The organism is Microbacterium sp. Soil_C_42 (genome assembly GCF_057656735.1).
This window is the reverse complement of the sequence record NZ_JBDGJU010000019.1, coordinates 62,602-77,410: the sequence shown is the minus strand read 5'-3', so window position 1 is coordinate 77,410 and position 14,809 is coordinate 62,602. Positions and strand designations below refer to the sequence as shown.

Genomic DNA, 14,809 nt, shown 5'->3' with positions numbered 1-14,809 from the left:
CTACAATCAGCACAGGCGCCACTCCGCCATCGGAGCCCCACCCTTCAGCAGACTCAACAACCTGCCTGGACATCACAGCTAGCCCAGCGGTTGTTCGTCAGCCCCCGGTCGGGTACTCGGTCACGAGGCGGATGTTGTACTCCGCGACGCGCTGCGGCACTCCGGCGAACGCCTCGGCCCGCGACTCGGACGCCAGGTACTCCTTCTCGAGGGCGGCGAACGCGTCCTCGTCGCCGGGGGCGCTCACGGCCCACACGAACTCGTTCGTCTCGGGAAGGCCGTAGGCGAACTCGATCGTGAAGCCGGCGGCGGGCCGCACCCGAGGCATCCACTCGTTCCACCACGCGACGAAGGCGTCGTACTCCCCGTCGACGAGCGTGTACCGGCGGAGCTGAGTCGTCTTCATGACTCCCATCCTGCCCGAAGTCCTATACTCGTCACGTCCGGTGGCACCGTCGCCCGCCGGTGCTCGAAAAATGGGCACGCAGCGCGCACGCGCGAGACACATACGGCTCTCGATCCGTTCCGTCTCGAAAGGCATCGCCATGTCTCCCGCCATGAGCACCGTCTCGGCGCACGTCGCCCTCACCCTCGCCCGCCACATCGACCACGTCTTCGGCGTGATGGGCAACGGCAACGCGTACTTCCTCGACGCGCTCGAGCGCTCCACCGACGTGCACTTCACCGCCGTGCGCCACGAGGCCGGCGGCGTCGTCGCCGCCGACGCGTACCACCGCGCGTCCGGGCGCCTGGCCGCCGCGACCGCCACCTACGGCGCCGGCTTCACCAACACGCTCACCGCCCTCGCCGAGGCGGTGCAGGCGCACGTTCCCCTGGTCCTCGTGGTCGGCGACGAGCCGACCTCGGGGCCGCGCCCGTGGGACGTCGACCAGATCGCCCTCGCATCGGCTGTCGGCGCGCGCACCTATACCGTCGGGCGGGCGGATGCTGCGGCCACCACGATCATCGCCATCGAGCACGCGCTCACCTACCGGGTGCCGACGGTGCTCGCGATCCCCTACGACGTCGCCGCACGTGACGCCGGCCCGCTTCCCGAGGCTCCGCAGCCGCGTCTTCCCGCTCCCCTCGTGCCCGCGGGGCCCTTCGCCGAAGGCGCGGTCGAGGGACTCGTCGCGGCGCTCGCCGCTGCCGAGCGACCGTTCCTGCTCGCGGGTCGGGGAGCATGGATCTCGGGCGCCGGCGAGGCCCTCGGCGACGTCGCCGACGCGGTCGGAGCCGTCACGGCCTCGACCGCGCTCGGGCGCGGAATCTTCCCGCGCCCCGAGTTCGACCTCGGCGTCACCGGCGGCTTCGGGGCCGAGGGCGCCATGGAACTCGTCCGCGAGGCCGATGTGGCCGTCGTGTTCGGGGCGTCCCTCAACCAGTTCACGATGCGCTTCGGCGACCTGTTCGCGCCCGGCACCCGCGTGTTCCAGGTCGACGTCGCGCCGGCCGCGACCCACCCGCACGTGGGCGGCTACGTGCGCGGCGACGCCGCGGTCGTGGCCCGTGCCGTCGCCGCGGGCCTGCAGGCCCGCGGCGACACGGCGAGCGGCTGGCGCGAGTCCGTCGACCTCATGCCGCTGCGCGCATATGAGGCAGGAGACGGCGTCGCCCCCGATGGCCGACTCGACCCGCGGACCGTCGCCGCGCGCATCGGCGGGCTGCTGCCGCAGGACCGGGTCGTCGTCTCGGACGGCGGCCACTTCATCGGCTGGGCGAACATGTACTGGCCCGTCGCGTCACCCGATCGCATGACGATGGTCGGCACGGCGTTCCAGTCGATCGGCCTCGGGTGGCCGTCGGTGCCGGGCGCCGCACTCGCGAAGCCCTCGGCGACCGTCGTGCTGACGACGGGCGACGGCGGCGGGCTGATGGCCCTCGCCGACCTCGAGACCGCCGTTCGGGTCGCCGGAGGCCGCGGGGTCGCGGTGGTGTGGAACGACGCCGCCTATGGAGCCGAGATCAACCTCTACGGCCTCAAGGGCCTCGCGAAGGAGCCGATGCTCATCCCCGAGGTCGACTTCGCCGCCCTCGCGGCCGGCGTCGGCGCCGAGGGCGTCGTCGTCCGCACCCTGGCGGACCTCGACCGGCTCGCGGAGTGGACGGCCGAGCCCGCAGCATCCCGTCGCTTCCTCGTGCTCGACTGCCGCATCTCGGGGTCGGTGATCGCGCCGTATCAGCGCGAGATCATCCGCGTGAACTCGTAGCCCTGGCGGACTCGCCACGGATCCCTGCGCGCGGGTGACCTACTCCCCCGTGAAGTCGGGCTTGCGCTTCTGTTGGAAGGCGGCGAAACCCTCGCGGTAGTCGGCTGTGCTGCGCAGAGCCTCCTGGCCGCGGGCCTCCTCGGCGACGGCATCCCACAGCCGCTCGCCGCGCAAGCGAGCGATCAGCCGCTTCGAGGCGACGAAGGCAGCAGTCGGTCCGGCCGCGGCGAGCGCTGCGCGCTGCAGCGTGAAGTCGAAGACCTCCTCGACGGGCATCGCGCGGCTGAACAGGCCGGCCGCCACAGCCTCGGCACCCGACATCATCGCGCCGGTGTAGATGAGATCCAGCGCCCGGTGAGCGCCGAGCCGTTCGTACAGCAGGGCGTGGCCGCCCGAATCGAGCATCGCGCCCAGGCTCGCGAACGGGGAGCCGATCTTCGCGTCGTCAGCGACGTAGACGACGTCGGTCGCGATCGCGAGGCCGAGCCCCACGCCCAGGCACGCGCCGTGGACGGCCGCGAAGGTGGGAGCCGGGAACGCGGCGATCCGCCGCATCAGCGTCTCCACGCCCGCGAGGTACTCGGGCACGTCGTCGGTCACCGGATCCACGCCCGCGATGTCGCGGCCGGCGCAGAACGCCCGGCCCTCGGCGCGCAGCACGAGCGCACGCACCCCGGACTCCTCCGCGCTGCGGTACGCGGCATCCATCTCCCCCAGTTCGCGCAGCGACAGCGCATTCAGCTTCGCCGGGGCGTTGAGGACGACTTCGGCGACGTCGCCGGTGATGGACAGTTCGATCATTCGTTCCTCCTATACGTCGTAGTCGACGACGACAGTATCGGTGGTCGGATGCGACTGACAGGTGAGCACGTAGCCACGCTCGAGCTCGTCGGGCTCGAGCGCGTAGTTCTCCGTCATCGTGACCGACCCGTGCAGCAGGCGTGCACGGCAGGTGCCGCACACCCCGCCGGCGCACGCGAACGGCACATCGGGGCGCACGCGCAGCGCGGCGTTGAGGATCGACTCGCGCGCGGCGACCGGGCTGTCGACGGCCTGAGACTGCCCGTCGAGGGTGAACTCGATGCGGCGCACCGGCTCGTCCTCCGCGACGACGACCGGGCGCCCCGCCGACGGCTCGGCGCGCTCCCCCTCGCCCGTCGTGAACAACTCGTAGCGCACGTGCGCGGGGTCGACGCCGATGTCGGCGAGGGTGTCGCGGCACAGCTGCACGAGTTCGAACGGTCCGCACAGGAACCACTCGTCGACGGTGTCGGGCAGCACGAGGTCGCCGAGGATCCGCCGCAGCCGCGGCTCGTCGATGCGGCCCGACAGCAGCGGGGCGGTGCGCTGCTCGCGAGAGAGCACGTGGTGCAGCGCCAGCCTGGTCGGATAGCGGTCCTTGAGGTCCGAGAGCTCGTCGAGGAACATCACGTCGAGGCTCGAGCGGTTCGTGTAGACGAGCGTGAACCGCGACGAGCGCGACCGCGCGAGCACCGTCGCGGCGAGCGCCATGAGCGGCGTGATGCCCGACCCCGCGGCGATCCCCACGACGTGCGCGTCGTCGAGGTCGCCGAGCTTCGAGGTGAACGTGCCCTGCGGGCTCATCACGTCGATCTCGTCGCCGACCCTCAGCTCGGTCTGCGCCCAGGTCGAGAACCGGCCGCCCGAATCGCGCTTGATCGCGACGCTGATGGTGCGCGGGCCATCCCCGCCGCCACCCGCGTCCTCCGCGCGGCACAGCGAGTACGAACGGCGCACCTCGTGGCCGTCGAGGACCTTCCGCAGCGCCACGTGCTGACCCGCGAGGTAGTCGAACGCGTCCCGCGACTCCTCGGGGATCGCGAAGGTCACCTCCACCGAGGCATCCGTGAGCGGCCGCACCGCCGCGACCCGCAGCGTGTGGAACCGTGCGCGATGCTTGGCGCCGCGCGGGCCGCCGACAGCGGTGGTGAGCAGCGTCTCGGCGATGCGCTCGTTCTCGCTCGCCGAGGTCGGGTCGGAGCGCATCAGTGGACCTTGAAGTGGTCGAAGGGCTCGAGGCACGCGCGGCACTCGTACAGCGCCTTGCACGACGTCGACCCGAACCGCGCGAGCTCGCGCGTGTCGAGCGACCCGCACCGCGGGCACCGGACCGACAGCTGCAGCCGGATCGGCCCGCTCACCGCCGCACGCCCGGTGGGCGGGGCGATGCCGTACTCGACGAGCTTGTGCTTGCCGGCATCCGTCATCCAGTCCGTCGTCCACGCGGGGGCGAGCACGAGGCGCACCTCGACGTCGGCGAAGCCCGCCGAGGTGAGGGCGAGCACGACGTCGTCGCGGATCGCGTCCATCGCGGGGCAGCCCGAGTAGGTCGGCGTGATCGTGACGGTCGTGCGCCCGTGGTCGACGGTGACGTCGCGCAGCACGCCGAGATCCTCGATCGTGAGGACGGGAACCTCGGGATCGAGAACGGATGCTGCGACCTCCCACGCCCGCTCGGCCGTCGCCGGCCCGGTCACCATGTCGCCCCCGGGTGCTGCCGCGCGAGCACCTGCATCTCGGCGAGCAGGGAGCCCATCGTCGGGAAGTGCGACCCGCGGCGCCCGCCGGCCGACGACATCGGAGTGGCCGGAACGTCGAGCTCGGCCTCGGCGAAGACCGCGGAGATCACAGCGTCGAACGCCGGCTGCAGCGCCGACGGCCGCACGGCGACGCCCTCGAGGCGCTCGATCAGCGGCTCGTCGCGGAACAGCTCGCCCACGTACGGCCACACGTCGCCGATCGCGCGGACCATGCGCCGCCGCGACTCGTCGGTGCCGCCCGCGAGGCGGAGGGTCCACTGCACGGCGTGGTCGCGGTGGTACTCGACCTCCTTGACCGCCTTCGCGGCGATCGCGGCGAGCGTCTCGTCGGACGATCTCCGCAGCGCCGTGTACAGCTCGAACAGATACACGGATGCCGCCAGCTGACGTGCGATCGTCTGCGCGAAGTCGCCGTTGGGCTGCTCGAAGAGCCAGGCGCTGCGGAAGTCCGGCTCGTCGCGCCAGTACGCGAGGTCGTCCTCGGTGCGGTCGTCGTAGGTGCCGGCGTAGCGGAGGAAGGAGCGCGCGTGCCCGAGCAGGTCGAGCGCGATGTTCGCCAGCGCGACGTCCTCCTCGAGCTCGGGGGCGCGGGCGATCCACGCGCCGAGCTGCTGCGACAGCACCAGCGCGTCGTCGCCGAGCCACTGCGCGTACTCGGCGACGTCCGCCGTCGCCGCGCGACCTTCGCCCCCGGCCAGTTCGGCCGACAGCTCGAGCTGCTCGACGGTCACGTCGCCATGCGTGGGTTCTTCCCCGGTTCGGGGCGCGTTCTCTCCGTCGGGGCGGACATTCTCCGCCCCAACGGACGAATCGCGCCCCACACCCGTGTGACCGATGGTGCTCACAGGTGAGGCACCCCCTCCGACGCCGTGTAGTACGTGGCATGGCGGTAGTTCTTGCCCGCGGGGCTCTCGAAGAACGCCCCCTTCGAATCCGGGTCGCTCGTGGTGATCGCGTCGGCGGGCACGACCCAGATCGAGGTGCCCTCCCCCCGGCGGGTGTAGAGGTCACGGGCGTTGCGCAGCGCGAGCTCGGCATCCGGCGCGTGCAGCGATCCGGCGTGCACGTGGCTGAGCCCGCGGTTCGCCCGCACGAACACCTCCCACAGCGGCCACGACTCGCGCGGCGAAGCACCTGGGGTTGTCACGATGAGACCTCCGTCCTCGGCTCACGGCGTGTCGTCTCGTCGCTGCGCTCCTCGCTCGACGACCGCGACGTGAGCTGCTGCTTGCGGGCGTACTCGGCGGCGGCCTCGCGCACCCACGCGCCCTCCTCGTGGGCGTGACGGCGGTTGCGGATGCGCTCCACATTCATCGGCCCACGGCCGGCGAGCACCTCGTGGAACTCCGTCCAGTCGATCTCGCTCGTGTGCCACCGCTGAGCCTGCTCGTCCCACCGCAGCTCGGGATCGGGAAGGCTCACGCCCAGCACCTCGGCCTGGGGAACCAGCATCCCGATGAACCTCTGCCGGAGGTCGTCGTTCGAGAACCGCTTGATCTTCCATGCCATCGACTGCGCCGAGTTCGGCGACGCGTCGTCAGGGGGCCCGAACATCATGAGGCTCGGCCAGTACCAGCGGTTCACGGCATCCTGAGCCATCTCGCGCTGCGCGGGCGACCCCTGCATGAGCGTCAGCAGGATCTCGAACCCCTGCCGCTGGTGGAAGGACTCCTCCTTGCAGATGCGCACCATCGCCCGGCCGTACGGACCGTACGAGGCGCGGCACAGCGGCACCTGGTTGCAGATCGCGGCGCCGTCGACGAGCCAGCCGATCGCGCCCATGTCGGCCCACGTCGGGGTCGGGTAGTTGAAGATCGACGAGTACCGCGCACGGCCCTCGATCAGCTGCTCCGTCATCTCGTCGCGCGTGATCCCCAGCGTCTGGGCGGCGGAGTACAGGTACAGGCCGTGTCCGGCCTCGTCCTGCACCTTCGCCATCAGGATCGCCTTGCGCTTGAGACTCGGCGCGCGAGAGATCCAGTTGCCCTCGGGCTGCATCCCGATGATCTCGGAGTGCGCGTGCTGCGAGATCTGCCGGATCAGCGTCTTGCGATACGCCGCCGGCATCCAGTCCCGCGGCTCGATGCGCGAGTCGGCCTCGATGATCGCGTCGAACGCCGCCTGCTCGGCGGCCTCGTCGATCAGCACCTCGGTCGTCATCATCGACTCCTTATTTACAGACCGTTCGTTCAGTAAGTCTACCTCGACAGGACGGGTGCCCGCTCCCGCCGTTCAGCGCAGGTCGTAGACCCGCTGGTACTTGCCCTCGCTGCGCGGCAGCGTTCCGGGCTCCTCGAGCCGTACCGCGACCGTCGAGCCGATGTGCGTCTTGATGCGCTGCGCGAGCACGTCGGCGGCCGCCTCGCATGTCTCGCGCGAGAGGTCGGGGTGGCGCTCGATGCGCACCGCCATGGCGTCGAGCGTGCCCTCGCGGGTGAGCTCGATGACGAAATGCGGCGTGAGGGTCTCGATGCCGAGCACCAGCTCCTCGATCTGCGTCGGGAAGATGTTGACGCCGCGGAGGATGATCATGTCGTCGTTGCGGCCGCTGATCTTCTCCATGCGCCGCATGCCCGGGCGGGCGGTCCCCGGCAGCAGCCGGGTGAGGTCGCGGGTGCGGTAGCGCAGCACCGGGAACGCCTCCTTCGTCAGCGACGTGAACACGAGCTCGCCGCGTTCGCCGTCGGGAAGCGGCATCCCGTCGTCGTCGATGATCTCGGGCAGGAAGTGGTCCTCCCACAGGTGCGGGCCGTCCTTGGTCTCGACGCACTCGTTGCCGACGCCCGGCCCCATGACCTCGCTGAGCCCGTAGATGTCGACGGCGTCGACGCCCATGCGGCGCTCGAGCTCGACGCGCATCTCGTTCGTCCACGGCTCCGCGCCGAGGATCGCGACCTTCAACGAGGTCGAGGTCGGGTCGATCCCCGCCGCCACCATCGCGTCGGCGATCGTGAGCAGATAGCTCGGCGTGCACATGATGACGTCGGGCTCGAAGTCGCCGATCAGCTGCACCTGCCGCGCGGTCTGCCCGCCCGACATCGGGATCACGGTCGCGCCGAGGCGCTCGATGCCGGCGTGCGCGCCGAGACCGCCGGTGAACAGACCGTAGCCGTAGGCGTTGTGCACCTTCATGCCCGGCCGCACGCCGCTGGCGCGGAGCGAGCGGGCGACGAGCGCGGCCCAGCGATCGAGGTCACCCTGCGTGTAGCCGACCACCGTAGGCCGCCCGGTCGTGCCGGACGACGCGTGGATGCGGCGCACCTGGTCCATCGGCACCGCGAACATGCCGAAGGGATAGGTCTGGCGCAGGTCCTCCTTCGTCGTGAACGGCAGCAGACGCACGTCCTCGAGCGAGCGGATGTCGCCGGGCGCCACGCCGGCGTCATCGAGCTTGCGCGTGTAGAGCGGCACGTTCTCGTACGCATGACGCACGGTCCATTGCAGTCGCTCGAGCTGCAGCGCCCGGATCTCGTCGCGCGTCAGTCGCTCCTCGGGATCGAGCGTGTCGCTGGGGGCTGCCAGGTTCACTGTCATCGTCGACATGTCGCCTCTTCTTCGTCGGGTCAGTCGGTGGGGTGGGTGCGCCGGGTCGTCAGCGACCGACCGCGGAACTCGGCGACCACGTCGCCGGTCTCGTCGGTCACTGTCACGTCGTAGAGGCCGGTGCGCCCGGAGAGGATGCGGCGCCGCGCGTGCGCGGTGAGGGTCTGGCCGGCGCGCGTGGCCTTGAGGAACGAGATGTCGGCGCCGGCGGCCACCGTCACGTCGCCGCTCTCGTTGCAGGCCATCGCGAACGCCGTGTCGGCGAGCGCGAACACCATGCCGCCGTGCGTGATGGCGAACCCGTTCGTCATGTCATCCCGCACCGGCATCGACACGACCGCCTCGCCGGGCTCGTCGCGCTCGACGACCATGCCGAGCGCGGCCGACGCGCGGTCGCGCTGCAGCATGCGGCGCTGGCCCACGAAGTGCGCGGCGGGGTCGGTCATGCGCCCCGCTCCACGCTGCCAGCAGCGGCATCCGCTGCCCCATCCGCATCGGTTCCTCCGCATGCGCTGCCGAAACCGGCATCCGCCGCCGAACACTCCGACCGCGAACGCCGATCTCGACCGCGCGGAGCTGACGCGGGCATCATGCGGTGACCTCGGCAGAGACCGGGGCGACGGATGCCTCGGCGGCAGCATCCGAATCCGCCAGCGTCTTCGCGACCAGCGTGAGGACGTCGTAGGTCGCGACGATCTCGTCGCGCTGGTTGAGGATGACGGCGTCCCACCGCACCTCGCCGTACTCGTCGGTCTCGCGCGGGGTGATCTGCTTGGCCGTGAGCACCACGCGGATCTCGTCGCCGGGCGACACCGGGGTCATGAACCGCAGGTTCTCGAGGCCGTAGTTGGCGAGCACGGGGCCGGGATCGGGATCGACGAAGAGCCCGGCCGCCCACGAGACGAGCAGGTAGCCGTGGGCGACGCGGCCCGGGAAGAACGGGTTGGCGGCGGCGGCCTCCTCGTCCATGTGGGCGTAGAACAGGTCGCCGGTGAAGTTCGCGAACGTCTCGATGTCGTCGAGGGTCACAGAGCGCAGGGGCGAGGCGATCTGGTCGCCGACCGCGAGCTCGGCGAGCGACTTGCGGAACGGGTGACGATCGGATCGGGATGCTGCGCCCTGATGCCAGACGCCGGTCAGCGCCGTCAGCATCGCGGGCGAGCCCTGCACCGCGGTGCGCTGCATGTGATGCAGCACCGCGCGGATGCCGCCGAGCTCCTCGCCGCCTCCGGCGCGGCCGGGCCCGCCGTGCACGAGGTGCGGCACGGGCGCGCCGTGGCCCGTCGACGTGCGGGCGTCGTCGCGGTCGAGGAACAGCAGGCGTCCGTTGTAGGCGGCGGTGCGGGCCAGCAGAGTCGCGGCGACCGCGGGGTCAGCGGTCGCGACGCTCGTCACGAGCGACCCGCCGCCGCGGCCGACGAGGTCGGCCGCTTCATCGACCGTGCGGTAGGCGAGCACGCTCGCCACGGGGCCGAAGGCCTCGACGTCGTGCACCGCGTCGGGCAGTGCGTCGGCCGCGCCCTCGAACCCGATCACGATGGGCGTGAGGAAGGCTCCGTCGCGGGCGGGACCGGTCGAGCCGTCGGCGAGCGTCACGTCCGGGGCATCCGTCGTCCCGAGCAGGATGCGACCGCCCGCGGCCTCGAGCTCGCCCACGGCGCGCAGCACCTCGTCGCGCTGCGCGAGCGAGACGAGCGGGCCCATCGTGACACCGTCGGCGTGGGGATCACCCACGACGACGCGTTCGGCGATCTTGTCGCGCAGGGCTCCGACGAGCGGCTCGACGGCGTCCGCCGGCACGATGGCGCGGCGGATCGCGGTGCACTTCTGCCCCGCCTTCGTCGTGAGCTCGACCATGAGCTGCGTGACGTACGCATCGAACTCGGGCGTGCCCGGGACGGCGTCGGGGCCGAGCACCGACGCGTTGATCGAGTCGGTCTCGCTCGTGAACCTGACGCCCGGGGCCGCCTGCTCGCGAAGCCGGGACGCCGTCGACGCGCTCCCGGTGAACCCGACGAGGTCGCCGAGCCCCAGGTGGTCGAACAGCCCCGGCACGGCGCCGCTCACCAGCTGGAGCGAGCCGGCCGGCAGCTTCCCGGTCTCGACGAGGATCCGCATCCACGCCTCGGCCACGTACGCCGTCGGCGTCGCGGGCTTCACGATCGTCGGCAGGCCCGCGAGGAACGCGGGGGCGAACTTCTCGAGCGCGCCCCACATCGGGAAGTTGAAGGCGTTGATCTGCACGGCCACGCCGGGCAGCCGCGTGTACACGTGGCGCCCGAGGAACGAGCCGTCCTTCGACAGCGGCTCGACCGGGCCGTCGAGGTACACCTGGGCGTTGGGCAGCTCGCGCCGCCCCTTCGACGAGTAGGTGAAGAGCACGCCGATGCCGCCGTCCACGTCGCTCAGCGAGTCGCGCGTGGTCGCGCCGGCGCGCTTGGACAGCTCGTAGAGCTCCTCCTTGCGCGCGGTCAGCGCGATGCCGAACTCCTTCAGCAGCAGCGCACGCTGATGGAACGTCAGCGCGCCGAGGCTCGCCTGGCCGATGGTCCGGGCGTGGACGATCGCGCCGGCGAGGTCGATCCCGTCGGTGCTGACGCGCGTCACGACCTCACCGGTCGAGGCGTCGTGCACGTCCGTCGCACCGGTCGCCGAGGCGGGCGTCCACCAGGCGTCGCGCAGGTAGCTGGGGAGGGTGTCGGTCACTTGTCACTCCATTCGTAGAAGCCGCGGCCGGTCTTGCGGCCGAGATGTCCGTCGGCGACGAGGCGCCTGAGCAGTTCCGGGGGCGCGAAGCGCTCCCCGAGTTCGCGGTGCAGCTCCTCGGCGATGCCGAGGCGCACGTCGAGGCCGACGAGGTCGGTCGTGCGGAGGGGACCGACCGGATGCCGGTACCCGAGCTCCATCGCTGCGTCGATGTCGGCGGCCGAGGCGACGCCCTCCTCGAGCATGCGGATCGCCTCGAGCCCGAGCGCGACGCCGAGTCGACTCGATGCGAACCCCGGGCTGTCGCGCACGACGACCGGCGTCTTGCCCAGCGCCGCGATCCAGCCTCTCGCCGCGTCGACGAGCGTGGCATCGGTCATGGTGCCGGTCACGACCTCCACGAGCTGCGACGCCGGCACGGGGTTGAAGAAGTGCAGCCCCAGAAAGCGCTCGGGCCGGTCCAGAGCGGATGCGAGGTCGTCGATCGAGATCGACGACGTGTTGGTGGCCAGGGCCGCCTCCGGCGCGAGCACGCGTTCCGCACGCCCGAGGGCGTCGAGCTTGAGCTCCCGATCCTCCGGGACCGCCTCCACCACGAGACCGCAGCCGGCCAGAGCCGCAGCATCCGTCGCCGTCCCGATCGCCGCGGCGAGCGCGTCGAACCCGCGATCGGCGGTGCCGCGCTCGACGCTGCGACGCACGCTCTCGAGGAGTCGAGCGGATGCTGCCCCCGCCGCGTCCGCGTCGCGCTCGACGACGACCACGTCGGCGCCGGCGAGCACGAACGCGTGCGCGATGCCCGCACCCATGCGCCCACCGCCGATCACCCCGACCCGCTCAGGCACCCCCGAGGTGCTGTCGTCGGCGGCGCCCATCAGTGCTTCCTCTCGAGGAACGCGGTCATGCGGCGGTCCTTCTCGGGGCTCTCGAAGAGCTGCGCCTGCAGCTCCAGCTCGATCTCGGGGTGCGCGGCGCGCGGGGCGAGGAGGGCCGTCTTCGTGTGGCGCGTCGCGAGCGGATCGTTGCGCGCGATCCGGTCGGCGATCGCGTGGGCGGCGGGGAGGAGATCGCCCGGCTCGAACAGCGACGACACCAGTCCCCACTCGACGGCGGTGCCGGCATCCAGGATCCGTCCGGTCAGGAGCAGCTCCGCCGCCCGCGCCTCGCCGACGATCTCGGGCAGGCGCCACGTCGCACCGGCGGCCGCGATGATGCCGAGGCCGGTCTCGGGGTTGCCGATCTTGAGGTTCGGCGAGCCGATGCGGATGTCGGCCGCGTAGGCGAGCTCGGCGCCCCCGCCGAGGGCGTAGCCGTCGATCGCCGCGATGACGGGCATCGGCAGGTGGCGGATCCGCGTGAACGCCCGCGTGTTGATCCCCCGGCGCGCGTCCGCGGCGCGGCGCTCCCGCAGCTGGGCGATGTCCGCGCCGGAGGCGAACACACCATCGGAGCCCGTGATGATGAGCGTGCGCGGCTCGCGCTCGAGCTCGCCGCACAGGTCATGCAGCCGGTCGATGGTGTCGTGGTCGATGGCGTTGCGCACCTGGGGCCGCGACAGCGTCGCGACGACGCGGTCCTCGCGGCGCTCGACCTTGAGCGGCTCAGGCATCGGCATCCTCTCGATCGCTTCGTCGCGGTCTCGACCATAATATCTGATCGATCGTTCAGTAATGTCACCGTGTCGCGCGGCGCCGACGTCGACGGGTGCGAGACTGGGCGCATGTCCGCGAGCACCGACACCTCTCCCGCGCGACGCGGACGCCCCGGCTACGACCGCGATCAGGTGCTGGCCGTCGCCGTCACCCTCTTCAACGAGCAGGGGTACGACGCCACGTCGGTCGCCGATCTCGCCTCACGCCTGGGCCTCACGAAGTCGGCGCTCTACCACCACTTCGACTCGAAGGAGCAGCTCCTCGCGCTCGCGCTCGACGAAGCGCTCGACGGACTCGAGGGCGTGCTCGACCAGCCGGGGGCCTCCGCCGGCGACTCGGCGGAGCGGCTCGGCGCCGTGCTGCGGGGCGCCGTGCTCGTGCTCGTCGACAAGCTCCCCTACGTGACACTCCTCCTGCGCGTGCGCGGCAACAGCGACGTCGAGCGCGCGGCTCTCGAGCGGCGGCGCGCGTTCGACCATCGCGTGACCGCGCTCGTGACGGAGGCGCAGCGTGCGGGGCAGGTGCGCGCCGACGTCGACGGCGCCGTGACCACGCGACTCGTGTTCGGCATGGTCAACTCGATCGTCGAGTGGTACCGGCCCGGCGGCGCCGTCGACCGCGAGCGCCTCGCCCACGACGTCGTCGCGGTCGCACTGGACGGCATGCGCACCCGCTGACACGCACGGATGCCGCGCACCCGAGCCTGCACAGGGCTCAGGGACGCGGCATCCGCTCCTGAAAGGTCAGGCCTTGGAGAGGCCGTAGATCGGGCTCACCGACTGCTCGGCCTCGTGGTCCGGGCCGAGCGGGATGCCGGAGCGGTCGCGCAGGAGCAGCGTGGCGATGAGGCCCACGACGGTCATCCCGGCGAGATACCACGTGACGGACAGCGTGGAGCCGGTCGCCTGCACGAGGGCCGTCGCGATGGTCGGGGCGAAGGCGCCGCCCAGGATCGCCCCGATCGCGTACGAGATCGAGACGCCCGAGAAGCGGATGGATGCCGGGAACAGCTCGGAGTAGAGCGCGGCCTGGGGGCCGTACGTGAAGCCGAGGCCGATCGTGAGGATCGCGAGACCCAGGAAGAGCAGCCAGATGTTCCCGGTGTTGACGAGCGGGAAGAGCAGGAACACCCCGACGAGCTGCAGGATCCAGCCGATGATGTACGTCGTGCGGCGGCCGATGCGGTCGGAGAGGAAGCCGGCGGCCAGCGTCGACAGCAGCCACGTGACCGCCGAACCCGCGACGGCCCACAGCACGGGTCCGCGCTCGAGGGCGAGCGGGCCCTCGGGGTTGGTCGAGTAGCCCTGGATGTAGCCGCCCGTGGTCATGTAGCCGACGGCATTGTTCCCGGCGAACACCAGCGCGGCGATGAACACGAGGAGCAGGTGCTTGCGGAAGAGCGTGATGATCGGCATGCGAGCCTTCTCCTTGCGCTCGGCGAGCTCGGCGAAGACCGGGCTCTCCTCGACGCGGCGGCGCACGTAGTAGCCGACGAGGATCAGCACGACGCTGAGCAGGAACGGCACGCGCCAGCCCCACACGAGGAACGCGTCTCCGGGGGCGATCATCGCCATGAGGGCCATGACGCCCGAGGCGAGCAGCAGGCCGAGGGGCACCCCGATCTGGGGCGAGGCTCCGAACGCGCCGCGGCGCTGCTTCGGCGCGTGCTCGACGGCCATCAGCACCGCGCCGCCCCACTCGCCGCCGGCGGAGATGCCCTGGATGATGCGCAGGAGCACGAGCAGGATCGGCGCGGCGACGCCGATCGCCTCGTAGGTCGGCAGCACGCCGATGAGCGCGGTGGCCGCGCCCATGAGGATCAGCGTCCACATCAGCACGACCTTGCGGCCGTACTTGTCGCCGAAGTGCCCGGCCAGAAAGGCGCCGAGCGGGCGGAAGAGGAAGCTCACACCGACGGTCGCGAAGGCGACGATCGCACTGTTGGCGCCGAGCGGTGCGAAGAACAGCTGGCCGAAGACCAGGCCGACCGCGGTCGCGTAGATGAAGAAGTCGTACCACTCGACGGTGGTGCCGACGACCGTCGCGAACACGACGCGTCGTCGGTCCGTGGTGGACGCGATGGTTCCGGTGGGGGTGAACCCTGCTGCGGGTCCTGAGGTGCTGCTCATGGTGACTC

Annotated in this window: 15 protein-coding genes; 2 read left to right on the top strand and 13 right to left on the bottom strand. The window is 71.4% G+C overall.

The window, feature by feature from the left end; genetic code table 11:
* Positions 1-97: 97 nt before the first annotated feature.
* Positions 98-406: a hypothetical protein gene (locus AC3A46_RS12560; protein WP_487665482.1), complete on the bottom strand. Its 309-nt coding sequence runs from the start codon at positions 404-406 to the stop codon at positions 98-100.
* A gap of 151 nt (positions 407-557) precedes the next feature.
* On the opposite strand from AC3A46_RS12560, the gene AC3A46_RS12555 reads away from it, so the two are divergent.
* The gene (locus tag AC3A46_RS12555) at positions 558-2,210 is read left to right on the top strand and encodes a thiamine pyrophosphate-binding protein (protein ID WP_487665481.1); all 1,653 of its coding nucleotides are present in this window, start codon (positions 558-560) and stop codon (positions 2,208-2,210) included.
* Between the two features lie 39 nt (positions 2,211-2,249).
* Here AC3A46_RS12555 and AC3A46_RS12550 read toward each other — a convergent pair whose 3' ends face one another.
* The 11 genes from AC3A46_RS12550 to AC3A46_RS12500 form a co-directional block, all read right to left on the bottom strand.
* Positions 2,250-3,011 carry an enoyl-CoA hydratase/isomerase family protein gene (locus tag AC3A46_RS12550; RefSeq protein WP_487665480.1) on the bottom strand — a complete coding sequence of 254 codons (762 nt, stop codon included), beginning with the start codon at positions 3,009-3,011 and terminating at the stop codon, positions 2,250-2,252.
* Positions 3,012-3,020: 9 nt separating this feature from the next.
* Entirely contained in the window at positions 3,021-4,217 is a 1,197-nt protein-coding gene (gene paaE, locus AC3A46_RS12545; protein WP_487665479.1) for a 1,2-phenylacetyl-CoA epoxidase subunit PaaE, read from the bottom strand.
* A complete protein-coding gene (paaD, locus tag AC3A46_RS12540; protein WP_487665478.1) occupies positions 4,217-4,711 on the bottom strand; it encodes a 1,2-phenylacetyl-CoA epoxidase subunit PaaD in 495 nt (164 codons plus the stop codon). The genes paaE and paaD overlap by 1 nt, the downstream gene beginning before the upstream one ends.
* A complete protein-coding gene (paaC, locus tag AC3A46_RS12535) occupies positions 4,705-5,502 on the bottom strand; it encodes a 1,2-phenylacetyl-CoA epoxidase subunit PaaC (RefSeq protein WP_487665477.1) in 798 nt (265 codons plus the stop codon). Before paaC ends, paaD begins: the two co-directional genes overlap by 7 nt.
* Before the next feature lie 110 nt (positions 5,503-5,612).
* Positions 5,613-5,918, bottom strand: coding sequence for a 1,2-phenylacetyl-CoA epoxidase subunit PaaB (paaB, locus tag AC3A46_RS12530; RefSeq protein ID WP_342001176.1), 306 nt, complete (start codon positions 5,916-5,918; stop codon positions 5,613-5,615).
* Positions 5,915-6,934 (bottom strand): 1,2-phenylacetyl-CoA epoxidase subunit PaaA, encoded by a 1,020-nt coding sequence (gene paaA / locus AC3A46_RS12525; RefSeq protein ID WP_487665476.1) that lies wholly within the window; start codon positions 6,932-6,934, stop codon positions 5,915-5,917. Before paaA ends, paaB begins: the two co-directional genes overlap by 4 nt.
* Before the next feature lie 69 nt (positions 6,935-7,003).
* Positions 7,004-8,314, bottom strand: coding sequence for a phenylacetate--CoA ligase PaaK (gene paaK / locus AC3A46_RS12520; RefSeq protein WP_487665475.1), 1,311 nt, complete (start codon positions 8,312-8,314; stop codon positions 7,004-7,006).
* A 20-nt stretch (positions 8,315-8,334) separates the two neighbouring features.
* Positions 8,335-8,760 carry a hydroxyphenylacetyl-CoA thioesterase PaaI gene (paaI, locus tag AC3A46_RS12515; protein ID WP_487665474.1) on the bottom strand — a complete coding sequence of 142 codons (426 nt, stop codon included), beginning with the start codon at positions 8,758-8,760 and terminating at the stop codon, positions 8,335-8,337.
* Positions 8,761-8,902: 142 nt separating this feature from the next.
* Positions 8,903-11,020: a phenylacetic acid degradation bifunctional protein PaaZ gene (paaZ, locus tag AC3A46_RS12510; protein ID WP_487665473.1), complete on the bottom strand. Its 2,118-nt coding sequence runs from the start codon at positions 11,018-11,020 to the stop codon at positions 8,903-8,905.
* Positions 11,017-11,895: a 3-hydroxyacyl-CoA dehydrogenase family protein gene (locus AC3A46_RS12505; protein ID WP_487665472.1), complete on the bottom strand. Its 879-nt coding sequence runs from the start codon at positions 11,893-11,895 to the stop codon at positions 11,017-11,019. The genes paaZ and AC3A46_RS12505 overlap by 4 nt, the downstream gene beginning before the upstream one ends.
* Entirely contained in the window at positions 11,895-12,629 is a 735-nt protein-coding gene (locus AC3A46_RS12500; protein ID WP_487665471.1) for an enoyl-CoA hydratase/isomerase family protein, read from the bottom strand. Before AC3A46_RS12500 ends, AC3A46_RS12505 begins: the two co-directional genes overlap by 1 nt.
* 111 nt (positions 12,630-12,740) lie before the next feature.
* On the opposite strand from AC3A46_RS12500, the gene AC3A46_RS12495 reads away from it, so the two are divergent.
* Positions 12,741-13,349, top strand: coding sequence for a TetR/AcrR family transcriptional regulator (locus AC3A46_RS12495; RefSeq protein ID WP_487665470.1), 609 nt, complete (start codon positions 12,741-12,743; stop codon positions 13,347-13,349).
* Between the two features lie 66 nt (positions 13,350-13,415).
* Here the strand turns inward: AC3A46_RS12495 and AC3A46_RS12490 are convergent, their stop codons facing one another.
* On the bottom strand, positions 13,416-14,801 hold the full coding sequence (locus AC3A46_RS12490) for an MFS transporter (protein WP_487665469.1): 1,386 nt from the start codon (positions 14,799-14,801) through the stop codon (positions 13,416-13,418).
* Between the last annotated feature and the right edge of the window lie 8 nt (positions 14,802-14,809).